Below are 18,536 nucleotides of genomic sequence, written 5' to 3' on the forward strand. Positions count from 1 at the left end.
CCGGGCGCTTGAGGCCGGGGCTACTTCGCGGCCACCAACGATCCCCTTGCCCCGATCTTCTCCAGCACCGGCAGCAGATAGTTGAAAAACTCCGCCGGGTTCTCGCTCATCGGGAAATGGCCGAGCCCCTTCATGATGGCCGCCTCGGAGCCGGGCACGCTCCTGGCGACGGCGAGCGTTTCCTCCGGCGTGCACGAATAGTCGTATTCGCCCGACAACAGAAACAATGGACAGCGGCTGGTGTCGATCTGCGCGACGCGGTCGCGGATGTCGCCGTCGAGCTTGTAGAAATAGAGGTCGCCTTTGAAGACGCCGGGGCCGCCCTGCATGTAATGCCACAACGTTTCCCAGCGCTCGTGATCGGGCGCATCGGGTCCGACCAGTCCGGAAACGACGGCGGCAGCGATCTCACCGCCGTGCACGTCGGGGCGGTGCAGGAAATTCAGGTCGTAATAGGGATCGACATGCGCACCGGCCTGCAGGCCGATGATGGCACGAAAGCGTTCGGGGTGTTCGAGCGCCAGATGCAGCGCGATGCGCCCGCCGATCGAGCAGCCGATCAGGATCGGCCGGTCGAGTTCGAGCGCGGTCATGATCGCGAGGATGATGGTGGTGTAGTGCGCCGAGGTGAGTTGGTATTCCTCATCGTGCCAGCCGGCAGGCGGCGAGGATTTGCCGTGCCAGGGCATGTCGAAGGCGATCACGCGGTGGCGCTGCGTGATGCGTTCGTCGTTCATCAGCGCCCGGTATTGGCGGCCGTCGGCGCCCGCGGTGTGGAGACACAGCAGCGGCGTGCCCTCGCCTGCCTGCTCGACATAGATGCGGTGTGTGCGCCCGAACAGATCGAGATGCATGTAGCGGCCGATGATCGGCTCGAAGCGCGCGCTCATGCCTCGACCCCCGCTTTGGCGCCCCCGGCGCGCAGCTTGGCGAGCGCCTCCTTGAAGTAGCGAAGATTGGCCATGAAGATTTGAAGGTCGCCTTCGGCCTTCAGGACGCGCCGCTTGATCAGCGCCATCAGGTCGTTCGAGCCGGGCGGCGGCCGCTTGCTCCAGAATTTCCGCCATTCTTCTTCCGGCGCGCGCAGCGCGAACGACGACGACGGCATCACGAACGGTCCGCGGGCCACCGACACGATCCGACCCTCGAAGATCGAAATCATCCAGGAGGTCGGGCCGACTTCCAGCAGGAATGTCGTCGTCAGAAAGCGCCCGCGCCGGACCAGCGCCTCGTCGCCGTTGACCCGCTGGGGAAGCGTCTCGATCATCCTGGGCCTCCCGCCCGCCATATCCGCAAGGTCGAGCGCCTCGCGGCGGCCTCGCTTTTGCCGGATATGATGCCGGGATCGGCGCGGCGTCAATCACCTCCACGCCGCGAAGCCGTGGCGCACTAGCCGCGCTCGGAAATCCTCCTCGGGCCGTCGGCCGCCTCCAGCACCGCGGCGCGCCATTCGCGCTTCACCGGCAGGATCGGGGGCATCGGCGCGAGTTCCGGTTCGGCCGTGGGTGGGGCGATCGATTCGATGTTCTCGGTCTGCGAGGCCTTGCGCATGAAGAGATTGTAGATCAGCCACTGCGCGCGATGCCGCGCGCCGCGCAGCGGAAACCGCCTGGCGATCGAGGACTTGGAATAGAAATTCTCGTAGGCGCTGCTCTGACCGAGCCGCAATTCGTCCGCCGACATTCCGGCCGGCTGGTAGACCACGTGACCCTGGTCGTACATGGTCCAGTCAAAGGACACGACGCGGCCGGCCTTTTTCATCTCGTACCAGGTGAGCGTGCCGGGATAGGGCGTCAGCACCGAATAGGCGCAGGCGTCGTACCTCGCCGCGACGTTGAAATCGACGGTTTCACCGAACACCGAGGTGTTGTCGCTGTCGAATCCGAACATGAACAGGCCGAACACCGAGATGCCGTAGGAATGCACCTTGTCGACCAGCGCCATGAAGTTTTCCGGCCGGTTGACGTGCTTGTGGACGCTCTTCAGCGTTTCCCGCGAGATGGACTCGAAACCGATGCTCAGCATGGTGCAGCCGCTTTGCGCTGCGAGTTCGAGCATCCGGTCATCCTGCGCGAGCTTCGAGGTAACACCGGCCTGCCATTGCAGTCCGCGCCCCCGCATCGCGCGCATTACTTCCTTCGGCCGGTCCGGCGTGCCGAAAAAATCGGCGTCATTGATCGAGATGGTGCGCGATCCGCAATTCTCCATCTCCTCGATCACTTCGTCGACGGGGCGATAGCGAAACTTCAGGCCGTTCATCAGCGGTTCGGCACAAAAGGTGCAGCCCTGGTGACAGCCGCGCGAGGTCTGGACAAAGGTGCGATTGACGTAGCGGTGTTTCTTCAGGAGGTCGTAACGGGGCATTCTCATCCCGGCCATCGGATGCAGCACGTCGGACTTGTAAAGTCCGCGCATCGCCCCATGCTCGAGGTCGTCCAAGAGCTTGTCGATCACGAGTTCGACTTCGCCGATCACTACCGCGTCGCAATGCTGAAGCGCCTCCTGCGGCATGAAGCTCGGGTGGACGCCGCCCATCGCGACCGGGGTGCCGCTGGCGCGAAACCTGTCGGCGATTTCATAGCCGCGGTTGACATAACTCGTCATCGCGGAAATCCCGACGAGGTCGGCCTTCAGCCCGAAATCGATGGTCTCGATGTTCTCGTCCGTCAGCACCACTTCGTATCGGTCGCCCGGGATCACCGCTGCGACGGCGAGCAAGCCGGCAAGCGGAGAATACAGCGCGCGATTGAGATAGATCGGGCGGGTCGTCAGTGAGTCGGTCTTGGGATTGATGAGATGGATGACGCGAGTACGCACGAGAACCTCCTGTTGCCTGAACGGGCGCCTCGCCAAGGCGCGGCATGGCCATGCAAGTCGGACTCATGACAGCTTGCGGCGCTGGCCCAAGAAAACTCAGCTCAAGAACACTCAACTCAGGCGTCCTTCATCGGTTGCAGGCGCGGATCGGAAGTCTGCCGGAATTTCAGGCTAGCTGAGTCCGGTCCCGGACCAAGCGCCCGGGGGTGCGCGGCGCGTGCCAGCCGTCCGCATCTACAGCCAGGAGCACACCAGCAACAGGTTCGCCGCGCATGCCGCCAGCAGCGCCACTGTCAGCGCCACATGCACGCGCTCGCCGGATGATTTGAAGGTCGTTCCCATGACGGCCAAAACATCCGGCGATTCTAGCCGGTGAGTCTCGGGGATTATTTTTCGTTCGATTCAGGACTCGTTTACGACTCAGGGATTCCTGGCCCGAACCCGCAAGACTCGGCCCGAAACGGCCGGAAAAACGAGGATACAAGCCTTCAATTGCGCGTGAACCGGCCGCGGCCGGGCTGAAACCCTGCCGCTGTCCGGCGCGTTGGGAGGTGTTTCCGCGGAGAGATCCAATGCCCTACGCGCTGTTCAGCAATGACGTCAAACTGAGCAAGGCCTATCCGACCGAGGCGGACGTCTGGAAGCACGCCCGGAAAAGCGGCCTGGTGGTTGACGTCATGTCCGACGATGACAGACCGGCGCCGCGGCCGGTGCTGGACAACGACTACGAAATCCGGCCCTGCCGGCCGGACCCGCACGAAGACCCGGCCCAAAACCAGGCCGATGCCGAGCGCGAAGAGCAGCAGGATTTCCAGCTGAACTCGTGAACGGACAATTCCGCCGCCCTCCCCGCATCCTTCGGCGAGCGCCGGGACCCCATGCGCCGGGTCTTGTGGTTTCACTACCGTGGGGAGATGCCATTTGCCGGCAAGCAGCGCCGGTTGTTATGGGACCCGGTGTTCCCCGACAGACCCAATGACGGGCTTGTGCGTCTTACCCTACGGCGTCGCCACGGCCAGCGACGCCTGATCGGAAGCGAGCGTCACGCAAGCCTTCTTGCGATGCAAGCCCCTGATCACGCCGGTGACCTTGAGCACCTTCCCGGCAGGACAGGAAGCATCCTGCACATAGGCGATCTCATAGGGCGCTAGCACCAGCGGCTCGGATCTCAGGATGTTTTGGGCAGGGCACGGCAAGGTAAGAGCGGAAAAGAACAAAACTGATAACCAGACACGCATTTTCATCGTCCACCAACCGGCAAGCCCATAATAGCCGATTACGGGCGCAAGTTCCCTAGACGGTAAGAATTATTTTTCGATTACCCCGAAGCACGGTCATAGCCCACGCCGGGAAAACGAAAAGGCCGGCGCGAGGCCGGCCTTCCCGTATCATGCAAGCGCAACTGCGTCAGTAACGCGGGGCGGTCGGGCCGCCCCAGCCGAAGCGGTAGTTGACGCCGACCTTGACGGTATGCTCGTCGTCGCGGAAACGGGAGCCCACGATCGGAGCCGGCCCACTAGTGAAGGTGGTGTTGCCGAAATTGTAATACTGGTACTCGGCCTTTGCCGACCAGTTCGGCGCAAACATGTATTCGAGGCCGGCGCCGACGGTGTAACCGTCCTTGTGACTGCCATCGGTCGTGAAAGCCGCCGGCACGCCACCGACGCTCACGCCGACATTGGGGTTGTCGCGCCAGGCGTAGCCGCCCTTGGCGTAGAGCAGTGCCGGACCCCAGGTGTAGCCGAGCCGGCCGGTCACCGAGCCGAGCTGGTTGTTGTTGGTGGTCACGAGCGTGCCGCCCGGGAAGACCGCGCCATTGTTGTTGTTGGCCAACCAGCTGTACTGAGCTTCCGCGCCGATCACCCAGTTGGTGGCGAACTGGTAGTCGGCGCCGCCCTGCACGCCGCCCAGGAACCGGCCGCCACTTCCTTCCAGGCTGTTATTGCCCGCGAACGCGCCGCCGATATGGCCGCCGATATAGAAACCGGTCCAGTCATAGACCGCCTGCGGCGCCGTATAGACCGGAGCCTTGGTGTAGGTACGCGCAGGCATGTCAGCCGCGAACACGGGAGCCGCGAATGCGATAAAGGCAGCTCCGCCGAGCAGAAATTTCTTCATAACTGGATCCCCGTGAGTGTCGTAGTCAGATCAATTCAAACAACATGGCGCCAATTTGGTTGCTCCGCGGCGGTGCCGGAGCTGTGATGGTTCGCAACTGTGACGGGGCAGCAACAATGGCCCTTTGTTCTACGCGAACGACTTTTTGCCCGAAAGGCAAGCATTTCTACACCTATGGTTCCGTCCATGCCGTTTGCGGCGAGGTTCAAGTCTCGCTGAAAAGTGATCGCGGTTCCCGCCCCCCTGATCAGCAGGCTTCGTCGTCCTCGTCGGCCCAGGCGGTTCGAGGATCCGGCACCGGATGCGGCAATGGCCCGCGATGCTCCGCGACAGCAAGCGGATCGCTTCGATCGAGCCAGCCCTGACAGCGCGGACAGCGCTCGAAACTCCCGGCATCGAACGACCGGACCTGAGCGGGACAATTGCGGCGGTCGGCCATGTCAGCGCCGGGAACCGAGGGCACGCCCCGGCCGCTCGCGCGCGTCAGCAGCGGCACGCCAGTGCGGCGCTTGTCCTTCCAGCCAAGCCTCGGTTTTTGCCAGTTCGCCGAGCGCGCGCGCGAACCGGCGTGCGGCGTGGCGTTCCGGCCCCGGCGGCATCGCGCGCGCCTTGCGCATGATCTCGAGCGCGGTGTGACGGTAGGCAAGGGAACGGCGGAAGAACAAGAGATTGCTCACGGGCTCAACTCCAATCAAACACGCGGTCATCATGGCCAAGTGGACCTGAACGCCGCCTGAAAGCCCTCTTGGCCTGCGGTTCACCTGCGGCACCCTCAATGATCCGGATGCCAGGGAACCGGGCATCGGTTGCGGCGTTTTCGTGGCGACAGGCCGCGGAGACGCCTATGCGGACGAAAAAACCGTCGGAGTTGGCTAGCCCGTCGGGGCTGCTGAGACTGGTGTGTCACACGGCCATGGGCGCGGCGATGGGTGCTGGCTTCGCGCTGATGCTGGTCCTCATCGATCCCGCTGAAATTGCGACCCTGATTGCGCATGGCGGAACCGAGGCGACGGCCGTGTTTGTCGGCACCCTCGTTCTGACCTTCGCGATCGGCGCGACCTTGAGCGGAGCGGTCTTCATCCTGACGGAAGACCACTGAGCGCACCGCAACATCAAACGGTCCGCCCCGTAGCTGACGGACCAATTCGCGTTGACGCGGGCTCAGACTTCCCTAGGTCATGCTGCCCGGCATGAAGCACCGGATCGATATCTGATTGTCGAAACGGATCGGCCAAACCATCGTACGCCCCGCACGGTTAGGTTCGGTGATCACGGCATCGTCGGGAACGTCGACCCAGCTATTCTCGAGGCGAACCCGATAATGACCGTCCTTGGATTCCCAATCGGGATCCGCGACGCTTTCGCCATCCGCCATCGAGCAGCACAATCCCTTACCGCTCGCCAGATGATCGAACCAGGGTTTGAGCGGTGAATTGGCGTAGCGGCCATCAAGGTCGCGCGCCCTTACGCCGCCAACAACGCAAGCAACCACCAGACTTAGGATCAGACCAAACACGATGCGCTTCATGTGCCACGCTCCTGAATGTCAAAACCCACCCCATGTCGTCTTAAGCAATGTTCGTGCCGCAACCTCTCTGCAACGCTGTGCGAATCGCGGTGCTATGATAGCTTGATCCTAGATAATGCGCGATTACGGCGGCCGATCGGCACGCGCTATTATACGCGTTCGATTGCGAAACGTCGTGCGATCGCGAAATCGCCGACGGCCGCATCCGACAGACGCATCAAGCACGATGGAGTGCATTGGTTCCGGCTGTTTTCGTCGCCGGTCACGCCGGCAAGACCGGTCGATCGCGGCGCGACGCTAGCGCGTCAGCTTCTCCAACTCGGGAAACGGCGCGTAGACCGCCCCGGCGCATAGTTCGCCGGCGTTCTCGGCCACGCGATCGAGCCGGCCGTTGACATAGAGAATGGCGCGTTCGCGCGGCTCGCGATAGCTGCCGTCGGATTCACGCGGCGCGAAGCGCAGGCAGCTGACATAGCGCATCCGCCCGCCGACGGTACGCTGCACCGGGTCAGCCATCACTGCACCATGTACGCCGACGGGATTGTTGAGATAGGTCCGCATGAACGCCAGCAATTCGGGGCGGTAATTATCTGGAAAAGGCTGGTTGGCGTTGCCGCCGCTGTCGATGTTGAACACAGCGTCCCGGTCCTCGCCTCCAGCACAGGCTGCAAGCGCGCTTCCCAGCAGCAGGATCACCACACATTTTGTTGTTATTCCCAAGTTCAACCCGTTCGAAGACCCGACGCCAATCGTTCCAGACCTCAGGTGCTTCTAGACCTTCCGCGGAGCAAATGGAATCCGCATTTCGATCCGCGTCCCCTTCTATGTTCACAACGATTCCGGCCCACACCACCGCATGATCCGCCAAAGTGTGAGCGGTTTGGCGACCGGATCATGCGCTCTTCTATAAAAGAGGGCGCGATCGGATGCAAAACCGGCTTCCACTTTTGCTGACCGTGGGACGCAATGGCGCGGGCCGGAGCTGATATCCGCGGGGAGCGGCGGGGGCAATGTGGACAACCACCCCCCGCGGATCAGTTTTAGCCGCGCTTGGTGGCGGGCGTAACGTGCTTGGTCGAAACCTTGGAGAACTTGTGCGACTTCAGCGAGCCGATGTGCTTGTGAAAGCGATGATGGCTGGCATGCCGGACATGATGGCGGCCCATCGTGGCGTTGGCGTTCAGCACGCTCGGCTTGGTCTTCACCTGCTCGGCCTTGATGACAGGTGTCTGCGCCGTCTTGGTGGCCTGATGGGTGGCTTGGCCAGCAGCCAGCGCGGGTGCGGCGAGAACGGAAACTGCAAGCAGGGCTGCGGAAATGGTCTTCAACATGGTCGTCTCCTCGTTCAGGGGATCACCAGGTGGCCGGTCGGATGGCCGGGCCCGTCGATCATGGCCGCGACCCTAGCGGCCGCGCGCTGAACCCATCGTGAAGCGCGGCGATGGACTTCGTTCATCGGGATGACATAATCGTCATGTTCGCTCGGGCATGCGCTGCGCACGAGGCTTGGCGGAGATGGCTGAAACAAGAACGGCTCAAATAAAGACCAATGTCCGGGAATGTTTTGATCCCCTGGGTGTTCAGGTCAAAGGCTCGGGTGCAGCATCAACTCACTGAAAATCGGGAGCGACGAATGAACAAACTTGCAATCAGGCTTTTGACGTTGGCCATGTTCACGATGGCGCTGGTCGTGGTGCCCCTGCTCACCCCGGCCCACGCCTCGGGCGACGAAAATCCTTCGCCTCCGGCATCGTCGGGCACCAAGAAGGGCAAGAAGGACAAGAGCTCCAGCCTCGAGGACGGCCGGTTCATCGCGGCCTATCATGCGGCCTACGCAACGGTCTACGACCGCAACGATTACACTGCCGCAATCGAGCAGTTGAAGGCGCTCGGCCACGACGACAACGCCTCCGTCGCGACCCTGATCGGCTATTCCTATCGCAAGCTCGGCGACTACAAGGTCTCGCAGATCTGGTACGAGCGTGCGCTGAAGTCCGATCCCAACCACGTCAAGACCTGGCAGTATTACGGGCTGTGGCAGGTCGAACAGGGCAATCGCGATCAGGCGCAATATCATTTGAGCAAGATCGCCGCTCTCGCCGGCACCGGCAGCGAGGAATATCGTTCGCTCGCCGCCGCGCTCGAAAAGCCGCCGGGCACCGGCCTCGTCTACTGAGTTCGACCGCTCCAGGGTTCAACCGGCGCAACCCAAAAAGGTTGCGCCGGTTTTGTTTTGTCCGGTGGCATCCGTCAACGATTTTGCCGAACAATCGAAATTTCATCGATCGTCATCCTCATCTGAATTTTCCGGAGACCGCTCCCGTGGAACCGTGGCTGCAACCCGCGACCGGCTACATTCACGACTGGATCGAATTTCAGGTGCGTGCGTCGCAGCAACCAGGCTGCATCGTCGCCATCGCACATCGCGGCAGGATCGTTACCGAATACGCATTCGGCCACGCCAACCTTTCGACCGGCGAAAAGCTGACGCCGCGCCACCGGTTTCGGATCGGATCGCATTCGAAGAGTTTCACCGCGGCCGGCATCATGAAGCTCCGGGAGCAGCGCAAATTGCGGCTCGACGATTCGGTCGGCCAATATGTCAGCGGCCTCCACCGCCAGGTTGCGGAAGCCACGATCGCGCAGCTTCTCTCCCACAGCGCCGGCCTCGTTCGCGACGGCACCGCCAGCGGGCAGTTTTCCGATTACCGGCCATTCCTTGCCATCGAGGAATTGATCGCCGATCTCAAGTCGCCTCCCCTGCTCGAACCCAATACGCGCTTCAAATATTCCAACCACGGGTTCGGGTTGATCGGCCTGCTGATCGAAGCGGTCACCAAACAGCCGTATCGCGTCTGGATCGAACGCGAGATCGTCGCCGCCGCGGGCCTGCGTGAAACTCAATCGGACATGCCGCTTGGCAGAGGCGTGCCTTTCGCGCGCGGCCATAGCCCCCGGCTCCCGGTCGGCCGCCGCCTCGTCATTCCCGGCGAGAACAGACTCAATGCCATTACGCCGGCCGGCGGCTTCGTCAGCACGGCTGCGGACGTGGCTCGCTTCTTCGCGCAACTGTCGCCTGATGGGAAGCGAAGCATGCTCTCCGCCCGCAGCCGCCGGGAGATGACCCGCGGACAATGGCGCAATCCGCAATCGAGCATCGAGGGCTTCTACGGCCTCGGAATCATGAGCGGCAATTTGGCCGGCTGGGATTGGTTCGGCCACAGCGGCGGACTGCAGGGCTACATTTCGCGGACCGTCGTGATCCCGGCTTGCGACCTGAGTGTCAGTATCCTGACCAATGCCACCGATGGCTGGGCCGGAGTCTGGGTCGACGGCGTCTTGCGTATCCTGCGCACCTTCGCCGACCGCGGCGCGCCGAAGCGGCGCGTCCGCGACTGGAGCGGACGCTGGTGGTCCCAATGGGGCGCGTTCGATCTCGTGCCCATGGGCAATCTCGTCGTGGTCGGCAATCCGCATGCCGTCAACCCGTTTATCGATGCCACGGAAATCGCCGTCGCCGGCCGCGATATGGGCCGGGTATCGTCCGCAACCGGCTATGCAAGCTTTGGCGAAACGGTGCGACGCCTGCGCAACAAGGCCGGCAAGGTGACAGAGATCTCGTTCGCCGGCGGTCGCGCCAAGGCCGAGAAAGCGGTCGCGGCGGACATGGAGCGCAGGTACGGGCCGCGCAAACGCCGCACCGCCCGCTGAGCGCCGCCCCTCACTTCATCAGCGCCTCGACCTCGGTCCGGAATGCACTCCGCGCGACGTCGCGCGAATAGAACATGTGGCCGCCCGGATAGACCACGAACTTGACGCGATCAGGCCCGGCAAAGGCCGGCAGCTGGTCGAGTTCGATCCTGGTGCCGAAATAGGGCGTCGCCAGATCGAACAGCCCGTGCCCCACCAGCAATTTCAGCTTGGGGTCGAGCGCGAGGATCTGCCGCAATTCGGAAATCGATTCCGGGGGATTGATGCCGTGGCCGAAATCCCAGGACTTTTCGACCTCGCCGTTGAGCAGATGGTAGGAGCCGTCCGGCCGCCAGTTGAGCTTGCGCGTCGTGAGGTCGACCACAGCACTGGTGAGCGGCGCCAGCAGCGCATCGCCCGAGGGATCGCTGAAATGAAAGAAGCTGGAGTCGGGAAAGGGATCGATCCCCATCACCGACGCATCGTAGCGCCCCGTCACCTTGCCGTTCTGGCGATCGAATTCCCGGCGGAATTCCATTCCGTCGAAGCGTCCGGCCAGCCGGCGGCTCAACGCCTGATCGATCCCTGTCAGTGCGGCCACCTTGTCGGCCAGCCGGCTGGTGGCGGCGGTGTCGGCTTGCCCTTTGGCGAGGTCGATCAGAAAATCGCCGCGCGCGTAATTTTCCACGTCGGCCATGTCGGCACGGCTGACCGCGCCCTTGGTCTCGCGCGCCACCGCCGCCATGGTAGGAAGGCTCGCCACATATTGCAGCATGCTGGAGCCTGAAAACTCGCGGAAGTCCAGCACCGGCGAAATCAGGATCAGGCCCTTCACGCCGACGCCCTGCTCGGTCTGCAAATTGTGAACGATCTTCGGGCCGCGGATGCCGCCATAGCTTTCGCCGGCGACGAATTTCGGCGACAGCAGGCGGCCGGACTTTTCCAGCCAGCGGCGGATCACAAGCGCGATCGAAGTGACGTCGCCGTCGATCGAGAAGAACCGCTTGCGCACGTCGTCGCCGGTCGCGACGAAGCGGCTATAGCCGGTGCCGACGGGATCGATGAAGACGAGATCGGTGAAGTCGAGCCAGGTCTCGGCGTTGGGCTGCAGATCGGGCGACGCGGAGGGAATTCCCGCATCGCCATTGATGGCAAGCCGCCACGGACCGGTGGCACCGAGCTGCAGATAGGCGGAAGCAGCGCCCGGCCCGCCGTTGAACAGGAACGTCACCGGCCGCGTGGCAGGATCCGCGCCGTCCAGCTGATAGGCGGTATAGGCGATATCGGCCTGCGGATCGCCCTTGCCGTCGAACAGGCGGATCGAGCCCGCGGTCGCGCTGAAGGAGAGCGTGCGCCCGGCGAGCGCCAGCGTCTGTTTGGTCGTGGAATCCGGCGGCAATCTGTGCTGCTCAGCCGCGGCGGGCGAAGCCGGCGTCGACGCGCGTCCGCCCTGCCCGCCCGATTTCTGCCCCGACACGGTCGCGGTGGGGTGATCCTGAGGCGGCGGCGCATCTTCCGCGCACGCCGCCGCCAGCACGGCGAAGGCAAGAAATGCCGCGGCGAAGCCTGGCGCGGCAAACCGAATGGCCATGTATGTTCCCTCTACCTGCTGCCCGCGTCGTCCGATACCGCCCCCATCACCGCATGAGATCTTCCCGGATTGCTGAGGGTTCTAGCGCAAAACTGCGACAGACTAGCGTTATCATGGTGATCGAGAACGATCACAATGTCGGGGGCCCCGATGATGGCTTGGCTGGCAACACGCACAAAACACCGTCGCCCGAATTGACGCTCTGATCCGTCCACGGCTCCGCTGTCTTCTACTTCCCTTCCAACGTGCTGACCGGATCCCAATCCGCACCGGGGGGATTGCTTCGAAACGCCTTCGCCCGGCCGAGAAACAGCGCGGACGGCTTGTCGATCCCGGCGACACGCTCGAAACAGGCTGCGGCGGCGTCAAATCCGCGAGCCCGCCAGTGCGCCAGCCCCTCGGCATAGGCCGCAGCGGACGTTACTTGCTTTGGTGTCTCCTGCCCCGTTTCGGCGAGAAGTTCGTAGATCTTGACCGGACCAGAGCGTCCGCGGACCCGGACGGCGTCAAGTTCGCGCCACGCGAATTTCGATCCGGTCAGCGCGACCGTCATTTCGGAAGCGACGATCGTGGTGCCATAGTATTTGTTGGCACCCTCGAGCCGCGAGGCGACGTTGACCGCGTCGCCCATCACCGAATAATTAAAGCGGCGCCGCGAGCCGATGTTTCCGACCAGCGCTTCACCGGAATTGAGCCCCATCCGGTGCGCTACTTCGTGGCCCCTAAAGGCCGCGGAACCCCGATTGAGTTCCGCCAGACGCGCACGGCAACCGAGTGCGGCATGCGCCGCACTGCTCGCATGGTCGCGATCGTCCGCCGGCGCACCGAACACCGCAACTATCGAGTCGCCGATGTACTTGTCGACGTAGCCGCCTTTGCTTTCGATGATTTCGGTCATGGCAGACAGATATTCGTTCATGAACGCCACGAGGTCCGCCGGCGTCATCTTTTCCGAGATGGCGGAAAAGCCCTCCAGATCCGAAAAGAACACGGTAACCTCGCGCGTTTCGCCGCCCAACACCGGCTGCTTGTTGGACGCCAGCATCTTTTCAATCACCTGCGGCGCAAGATAAAGGGCGAAGCTCTTCCGGAGCAATCGTTCCCCCTTGTCCGTGACGCCGAGGCGATATGCGACGATCGCAATCATCGATGAAAGCCCGGCGAGAAACGGCTCGCTGAGCGGCAACGCCAATGCCTTCGTGAATGCAAATGTCGCCACGCTTGTCCAGATCGCAAACAGGCCGAGAAAGACAAGCGCGGCAGCACCCGGCGCCAACATGCGTGCCGCGAGCGCGGCCAACACCGCAAAAGCGATCGCGATCAGGGTCGACGCCAGACGGCCGGGCTCGAAAAGCGCGTCGCGCGCCATCAGGTTTTGGACGGCCGTCGCATGAATATAGACGCCGGCGATCGAACTCCGTTTGAACTGCCCGGGAGACGGCTGCACCGGCGGCAGCGCGCACCTTGGCGCCCGCGGCCCATCGAGCCCGGTCGCAAAGCGCTTGGAGGTGATTTTCTGGTCCTCCGAACCCAGCAGCGTGCCGAAGATGACAATCCTGTCAGCGAATTCACGGCGGAAAAACTCCGTATCGTCGCGCTCGACACATGCACGCAGATCGGCAAACGAAAACGTCCGAACATCATTGGCGCCACCCTCGAAATTCAATGTCAGTGTATTCGGCACCGCGCTCGGAATGAGGTGGCCGGCAAGCGTCACGCTCTCATTTTCGGCGAGCACCGGTTCGGTGTTGAGCGCGCGCGCCGCAAGCTCCAGCGCCATCGAGGGTATTTTCTCCCCGTCAGTCCGGAACGTCAGCGGTACTCTGCGCACCACGCCATCGGGGTCGGAAACGACATTGAGCGCCCGGATGTTCTTCTGCTGACCGACGGCGATCCGTTGTCCGGGCGAAGGCCGGTCGCCGCTCAGGGTCTCACCCAGCACCACCTTGCCAGCGGAAGCGCCCCTCGCAAGAGATCGCAGGAAGGGCCGGTCGAAGCCGCGCATTCGCGCGCCCAGCAAATCGTCGCCAAAAGGAAGCTCGGACTGCTCGATCGACGTCGGAAACACGATATCGAAGCCCACCACTTTGGCTCCGCCGTCGATGACCGCGCTCAGGACCCGGCCGAGTTCCGTGGTCCAGGTCAGGGTCGGCGATCCCTTGAAGGGCGGTGTTTGATAGGTCTCCTCGTCGATCGCGATGACCGTGACCGGCGTAGTGGCGGGATCGCGGCGCGTGCCGAACGCCTCCCACCGCAAGGCCGTCAGCGCGTCGATCGACCAGCCATGAATCAGGTTGAACGGCGGAAGGGTGGAAACCACGCCACACGCCACGGCGACCAGAATGACAGCGACTGCATCGCGCTTGGTGAGGCCGCGCATGGCGCTATCCCGGCTCCGATTCGCCCCCTTATTCCACGCGCACCAGCCGCCCAATGATCGGGGTCGAGCCCGGTTCGGCGCCTTGATCGACCGAGAAAACGGTCCTTCGCGCGCCGACACTTGCGGCGTAAATCCCGCCCGGTTGCAGCGTCGTGCCGGCCTTGGCAAAGTCGTAGAACCTGGCCCGCGCAACGGAAGCCGCGGCGAGATCCACATCGTGGCGCTCGCCCTTCAGATCGAGCCTTTCAACGACCAGCTTGCCGCGGCCGCTGGTCTCGAAAATCGGCGAAAGGCCGTAGATCGTAAACTGCGGCGACATCGCCCCCTTTGAGGCCAGGCTGCGGACCACGGTCGCAGCACTTTCGCCGACTTCCCGATCGAGTAGCGAATGGCTGGAGTCGCACTTTACCTTGCCGGCCTTGACCTCGCTCAGATGGACCATGCTTTCCTCGGCGCCCACGATGACCGTGCCCACACCCGTGATCACTTCGCGCCAGCAGGATTTCATGTAGCTGAGCACGATCGAGCCGGGCTGCCCGAGCTTTATGACTTTTCCGGGAGCGACGTAGTCCATGAACTCGGCGCCGCTCACTTTTCCCTGCACGTCCTCGACGACAGCGACCGGCGCCTGCGCTGCAGCCAGTCCCGTAAAACCAACCATCGCGACAAGCGCGGCAAACATGGTCTTCATCCGGAAACCTCGCAGTTTCGAAAGTGACGATCTGGCAAGACTGCTATAACAAGTGCCGGTCGTTGCCAAATACTGATCGCCGCCGGGCGGACAAGATTAAGGTTTATCCGAAAAGCGTGTCGGGCGATCGCGTGAGCCGCCCCAAACTATGGTCTATCATCTCGACAAGGACAGCCAAGGTCGTATAGACGACCTTCCGCGCAACCCCGCTTCCCCCTTCGCGCAAAGAAGAGCCCGCGATCCCATGGACAGCCCCAAGCGATATCACCGGATCGCCTTCGTCGCGAGCGCCAGTATTGAAGCGCAAACGGCGCTGAAGCAACTCGCCGCGCTTTATGGCAATTGCGATCCCGCCGACGCCGACGTGGTGGTGGCGCTCGGCGGTGATGGCCTGATGCTGCAGACGCTGCATCAGCAGATGCGCACGGGCAAGCCGATCTACGGCATGCATCGCGGCACCGTCGGCTTTCTGATGAACGAGTTCTCGACCCACGACTTGCACGCCCGGCTCGCGGCTGCGAGGGAATCCGTGATTCATCCGCTTCTGATGCGCGCCACCGACGTGCACGGCGTGGTGCACGTTCACCACGCCATCAACGAAGTCGCGCTGTTCCGCCAGACCCATCAGGCGGCGCGCTTGCGGATCCTGATCGACGACCGCGAGCGCATGGCCGAACTGGCCGCCGACGGCGTGCTGGTGGCAACCCCGGCGGGATCGACAGCCTACAATCTTTCGGTGCAGGGGCCGATCATCCCGATCAATGCCCCGCTGTTGGCGCTGACCCCGATCAGCCCGTTCCGCCCTCGCCGCTGGCGCGGGGCGTTGCTGCCGAACACCGCCTTCGTCGTCATCGAGGTGCTCGAGAGCGACAAGCGTCCGGTGGCGGCGGTGGCCGACCACGACGAGGCGCGCGACGTCTGTCGCGTCGAGGTGCTGTCCGACAAGACCATCGCGATGCGGATGCTGTTCGACCCCGGCCACAGCCTGGAAGAGCGTATCCTGAGCGAACAATTCGGGGTCTGACCCCCGATTTCGACCCTGCCCCGGAGAGCGCCGCAACCTTTCGTTAACGGGGGCGCGATATGGTTAACGCCGGGTATACCGTTATCCGCGGTGCGCCCTCGGGGCCCGGCGATGTTTCGTATCGATTTCAACAAGCTGCGATTTCTCGTGTGCGACGACAATCCGCATATGCGCCGTATTTTGCGGACGCTGCTGCATTCGTTCGGCGCGCGCGAAGTCTATGAAGCCGAAGACGGCGCAACCGCGCTGGAAATGTACAGCCACTACGTTCCCGATATCGTCATCACCGACTGGTCGATGCCGATTTTCGACGGCCTCGAGCTCGCGCAGATGATCCGGCAGCCGGAATCGAAGGGCAACCCGTTCGCTCCCATCATCATGCTGACCGGCCATTCCGAGAAGCGGCGCGTCACGGTGGCGCGCGACGCCGGCGTGACCGAATTCCTCGCCAAGCCGATCTCGGCCAAGGGGCTTTATCAGCGCATCCTGAACGTCGTCGCCAACCCGCGCCCGTTCATCAAGACCAAGACCTATTTCGGGCCGGACCGAAGGCGCAATACCAGCACCGCCTATATCGGTCCCGAACGGCGCGTCGGCGGCGAGGTGGAAGTGCTGCAGCAGCCGTCGCTGCTCGACAAGGCCCGCTCCAGCGTCTAGCGCCGGCGAGGCGAGGAAACCATCATGGCGAGAGACAAGCGCGACATCGAGATCAAGGCCTTCGCCGATCATCACGTCATCACGCAGCCCAATCCCCTGCGCAAGGTGCTGCGGCGCGTCGACGACACCGATTCCGACGATCCCATTGCGCGCGCGGAAAAGGCGCTCGCCGGCCTGTCGGGCGAGTTCAAGAACTGGATGACGGTCGAGGCCGACCGACTGTCGGCCGCGCACGCCGCCATTCTCAAGAACGGTTATACCGACAACAATTGCCAAGAGCTGTTTCGCGCCGCCCACGACATCAAGGGCGACGCCGCCACCTTCGGATACCCTTCAGCCGGCGCCGCCGCCGACAGCCTCTGCCGGATCATCGAGCACGCGCCGGAGCTCGCCGAGGTGCCATCCGATCTGATCGCGCATCACATCAACGCCATCCAGGCGATCGTGCGCGAGCGCACCAAGCTCGACACCGTAGCCATGGCGACCATGTTGAGCCGGCACCTTCGCGGCGTCGCCGACGAATTTCTCATGCACGCCAATCGCGACCGCCCCGAACATCTCGAAGCGGTCCTCGCACCGAGCCTCGCGCCGGCGGATTGAAGCTGCCATGTAGGGTGGGCAAAGGCGCGATTGCGCCGTTCCCACCATCTGAGAATTCCGAACTCTTTGGCGAAAAATGGTGGGCACGCGGAGTTTATCATCGGGCGCGCATTCGCACGACCCGTTGGCTTTGCGCACCCTACAGATTCTGCATTCGCCGAGACACCGAGCCCGTTGATTTAAGCCGCGATCAGCTGGTCCGGCATCAGCGCGACGGCCTCCTCGGCCATCAGCTCGTCGCAGAACAAGCGGGCTTCTTCCCGCGCCGACTCGGTCGCAAAGCGTCGCAGCAGGATCAGGAGCGGCTCGGCGGCCAACGGATCGGTCTCGCAATGCGTCAGCACGCGCTCGACCATCCGGCGCCGCAATCTGGCGGCACCGCCGAGCGTGTCGACGAACCCGGTCTCATGGCAGACTTCGAGCGCGACGCGGAATGCGGCGAAGGTCGATTCCGGCAATCCGGCGCGCATCAGCAGCGCCTGCAGGCTGGCGCCGCCGCGTTCGTGCAACAGCGCGGAGACGCGCGCCTGCGGCAGGCCGGACAATTCCGACAGCGCATGGTCGAACAGCTCGAGATTGCCCGACAGCAATGCGCGCAGGATCAGGCCGGCGGTGAGCTGGCCGGTGGCGCGCAGATGCCGCACCAGGCCTCGCATGTCGTCACCGCGCGAGCGCGCAGCGATATTGACGGTCGAGCGCTCGCGCGCCTCGCTCGCGATCCGGCCGGCGCGATCGGGGCTCAGCCAGTTACGGGCGACCACGAATTGGGCCAGCGTGTCCGAGAGTTTTGCCACCAGCGCGAGCCGCGTGGCGGCGGGAAGATCCTCGAGCACCAGCATCGATTCCCGGATCGCGGCGAGATGGCCGTGGCGCTCGACGATGCGATCCCATGAAAATGACGCGAGTTCCGCATAGGCGTTCTCGATCAGCTCGAGCGCCGCCGCGGCGGAGCCGACTTCGGCGATCGCGGCGCAGACGGAAGGCGGCAAATTGATGCGGCGGGCGATGGCGCATTGCATCTCGTCATTGCCGGTAGCGACGATGTCGACGAGATCGGCGTCGATCAGCAGCGGGGAATGTTCGAGGACCGGCAACGCCACCGACGGCTGGTCGAGCGACAGCGCCTGCACGATGGCCGCGGGGGCTTCCGTGCTGCGGGCGAACACCTCCGCCATAGCCTGGCGCACCAGCGGCGAAGCGTCGTCCAGCAGCATCAAGAGCGCGCCCTCGGCGGCGGCGCGATCCTCCTCGGTGAGATCGGAAATCAACCAGGCCCGCGCCAACGACCGCGTTGCCTCTGCCCGCTCGCCTGCCGGAGCGGTACGTATCCAACTGATGAACTGCCGAACGATCATGTTCCTGCCGGCTTACGCAACCTGAAACGACACCGTGACGCGGTGCCACTAGAATAGAAAATAAACCACGACGCTTAACAAAGCG

21 protein-coding genes are annotated in these 18,536 nt (G+C 63.4%); 7 read left to right on the top strand and 14 right to left on the bottom strand.

Features of this window, described 5'->3' with window-relative positions:
- Positions 1–20: 20 nt before the first annotated feature.
- From B5525_RS38025 to B5525_RS38035, 3 genes are all read right to left on the bottom strand, one after another.
- Entirely contained in the window at positions 21–890 is an 870-nt protein-coding gene (locus B5525_RS38025; RefSeq protein ID WP_079571201.1) for an alpha/beta fold hydrolase, read from the bottom strand.
- Entirely contained in the window at positions 887–1,267 is a 381-nt protein-coding gene (locus tag B5525_RS38030) for a hypothetical protein (protein WP_079571202.1), read from the bottom strand. Before B5525_RS38030 ends, B5525_RS38025 begins: the two co-directional genes overlap by 4 nt.
- A gap of 122 nt (positions 1,268–1,389) precedes the next feature.
- Positions 1,390–2,817 (bottom strand): B12-binding domain-containing radical SAM protein, encoded by a 1,428-nt coding sequence (locus B5525_RS38035; RefSeq protein ID WP_079574332.1) that lies wholly within the window; start codon positions 2,815–2,817, stop codon positions 1,390–1,392.
- 572 nt (positions 2,818–3,389) lie between these two features.
- Between B5525_RS38035 and B5525_RS38040 the strand changes: the two genes are divergently transcribed.
- Positions 3,390–3,644, top strand: a complete 255-nt coding sequence (locus tag B5525_RS38040) for a hypothetical protein (protein WP_079571204.1) — start codon at positions 3,390–3,392, stop codon at positions 3,642–3,644.
- Positions 3,645–3,815: 171 nt separating this feature from the next.
- Here B5525_RS38040 and B5525_RS38045 read toward each other — a convergent pair whose 3' ends face one another.
- From B5525_RS38045 to B5525_RS38060, 4 genes are all read right to left on the bottom strand, one after another.
- On the bottom strand, positions 3,816–3,971 hold the full coding sequence (locus B5525_RS38045) for a hypothetical protein (RefSeq protein ID WP_244567722.1): 156 nt from the start codon (positions 3,969–3,971) through the stop codon (positions 3,816–3,818).
- 253 nt (positions 3,972–4,224) lie between these two features.
- Positions 4,225–4,935, bottom strand: coding sequence for an outer membrane protein (locus B5525_RS38050; protein WP_079571206.1), 711 nt, complete (start codon positions 4,933–4,935; stop codon positions 4,225–4,227).
- Positions 4,936–5,182: 247 nt separating this feature from the next.
- Positions 5,183–5,374: a hypothetical protein gene (locus B5525_RS38055; protein WP_079571208.1), complete on the bottom strand. Its 192-nt coding sequence runs from the start codon at positions 5,372–5,374 to the stop codon at positions 5,183–5,185.
- 1 nt (position 5,375) lies between these two features.
- A complete protein-coding gene (locus tag B5525_RS38060; protein WP_154073698.1) occupies positions 5,376–5,612 on the bottom strand; it encodes a hypothetical protein in 237 nt (78 codons plus the stop codon).
- Positions 5,613–5,779: 167 nt separating this feature from the next.
- On the opposite strand from B5525_RS38060, the gene B5525_RS38065 reads away from it, so the two are divergent.
- The gene (locus B5525_RS38065) at positions 5,780–6,034 is read left to right on the top strand and encodes a hypothetical protein (protein WP_079571209.1); all 255 of its coding nucleotides are present in this window, start codon (positions 5,780–5,782) and stop codon (positions 6,032–6,034) included.
- Between the two features lie 72 nt (positions 6,035–6,106).
- Here the strand turns inward: B5525_RS38065 and B5525_RS38070 are convergent, their stop codons facing one another.
- The 3 genes from B5525_RS38070 to B5525_RS38080 all read right to left on the bottom strand — a co-directional run bounded on the left by B5525_RS38070 (position 6,107) and on the right by B5525_RS38080 (position 7,794).
- Complete coding sequence (locus B5525_RS38070; RefSeq protein WP_079571210.1) at positions 6,107–6,463, bottom strand: hypothetical protein; 357 nt, start codon at positions 6,461–6,463, stop codon at positions 6,107–6,109.
- 297 nt (positions 6,464–6,760) lie between these two features.
- On the bottom strand, positions 6,761–7,183 hold the full coding sequence (locus B5525_RS38075; RefSeq protein ID WP_079571212.1) for a hypothetical protein: 423 nt from the start codon (positions 7,181–7,183) through the stop codon (positions 6,761–6,763).
- A 320-nt stretch (positions 7,184–7,503) separates the two neighbouring features.
- On the bottom strand, positions 7,504–7,794 hold the full coding sequence (locus B5525_RS38080; RefSeq protein ID WP_154073699.1) for a His-rich protein BRANT: 291 nt from the start codon (positions 7,792–7,794) through the stop codon (positions 7,504–7,506).
- A gap of 302 nt (positions 7,795–8,096) precedes the next feature.
- On the opposite strand from B5525_RS38080, the gene B5525_RS38085 reads away from it, so the two are divergent.
- Positions 8,097–8,639 carry a tetratricopeptide repeat protein gene (locus tag B5525_RS38085; RefSeq protein WP_079571214.1) on the top strand — a complete coding sequence of 181 codons (543 nt, stop codon included), beginning with the start codon at positions 8,097–8,099 and terminating at the stop codon, positions 8,637–8,639.
- A 146-nt stretch (positions 8,640–8,785) separates the two neighbouring features.
- On the top strand, positions 8,786–10,174 hold the full coding sequence (locus B5525_RS38090; protein ID WP_079574338.1) for a serine hydrolase domain-containing protein: 1,389 nt from the start codon (positions 8,786–8,788) through the stop codon (positions 10,172–10,174).
- A 10-nt stretch (positions 10,175–10,184) separates the two neighbouring features.
- Here the strand turns inward: B5525_RS38090 and B5525_RS38095 are convergent, their stop codons facing one another.
- From B5525_RS38095 to B5525_RS38105, 3 genes are all read right to left on the bottom strand, one after another.
- Entirely contained in the window at positions 10,185–11,744 is a 1,560-nt protein-coding gene (locus tag B5525_RS38095) for a S10 family peptidase (RefSeq protein WP_079571215.1), read from the bottom strand.
- A gap of 229 nt (positions 11,745–11,973) precedes the next feature.
- Positions 11,974–14,124, bottom strand: coding sequence for an adenylate/guanylate cyclase domain-containing protein (locus B5525_RS38100; protein ID WP_079571217.1), 2,151 nt, complete (start codon positions 14,122–14,124; stop codon positions 11,974–11,976).
- 28 nt (positions 14,125–14,152) lie between these two features.
- Positions 14,153–14,815 (bottom strand): hypothetical protein, encoded by a 663-nt coding sequence (locus tag B5525_RS38105; RefSeq protein WP_079571218.1) that lies wholly within the window; start codon positions 14,813–14,815, stop codon positions 14,153–14,155.
- A 244-nt stretch (positions 14,816–15,059) separates the two neighbouring features.
- Between B5525_RS38105 and B5525_RS38110 the strand changes: the two genes are divergently transcribed.
- The 3 genes from B5525_RS38110 (at position 15,060) to B5525_RS38120 (ending at position 17,096) form a co-directional block, all read left to right on the top strand.
- Positions 15,060–15,839: an NAD kinase gene (locus B5525_RS38110; protein ID WP_079571220.1), complete on the top strand. Its 780-nt coding sequence runs from the start codon at positions 15,060–15,062 to the stop codon at positions 15,837–15,839.
- Positions 15,840–15,950: 111 nt separating this feature from the next.
- Complete coding sequence (locus B5525_RS38115; protein WP_079571222.1) at positions 15,951–16,496, top strand: response regulator; 546 nt, start codon at positions 15,951–15,953, stop codon at positions 16,494–16,496.
- Between the two features lie 24 nt (positions 16,497–16,520).
- Positions 16,521–17,096: an Hpt domain-containing protein gene (locus tag B5525_RS38120; RefSeq protein ID WP_079571224.1), complete on the top strand. Its 576-nt coding sequence runs from the start codon at positions 16,521–16,523 to the stop codon at positions 17,094–17,096.
- Positions 17,097–17,275: 179 nt separating this feature from the next.
- Here B5525_RS38120 and B5525_RS38125 read toward each other — a convergent pair whose 3' ends face one another.
- Entirely contained in the window at positions 17,276–18,451 is a 1,176-nt protein-coding gene (locus B5525_RS38125; RefSeq protein ID WP_079571225.1) for a DUF2336 domain-containing protein, read from the bottom strand.
- Between the last annotated feature and the right edge of the window lie 85 nt (positions 18,452–18,536).

Source organism: Bradyrhizobium erythrophlei (assembly GCF_900129505.1).
GTDB lineage: Bacteria > Pseudomonadota > Alphaproteobacteria > Rhizobiales > Xanthobacteraceae > Bradyrhizobium > Bradyrhizobium erythrophlei_D.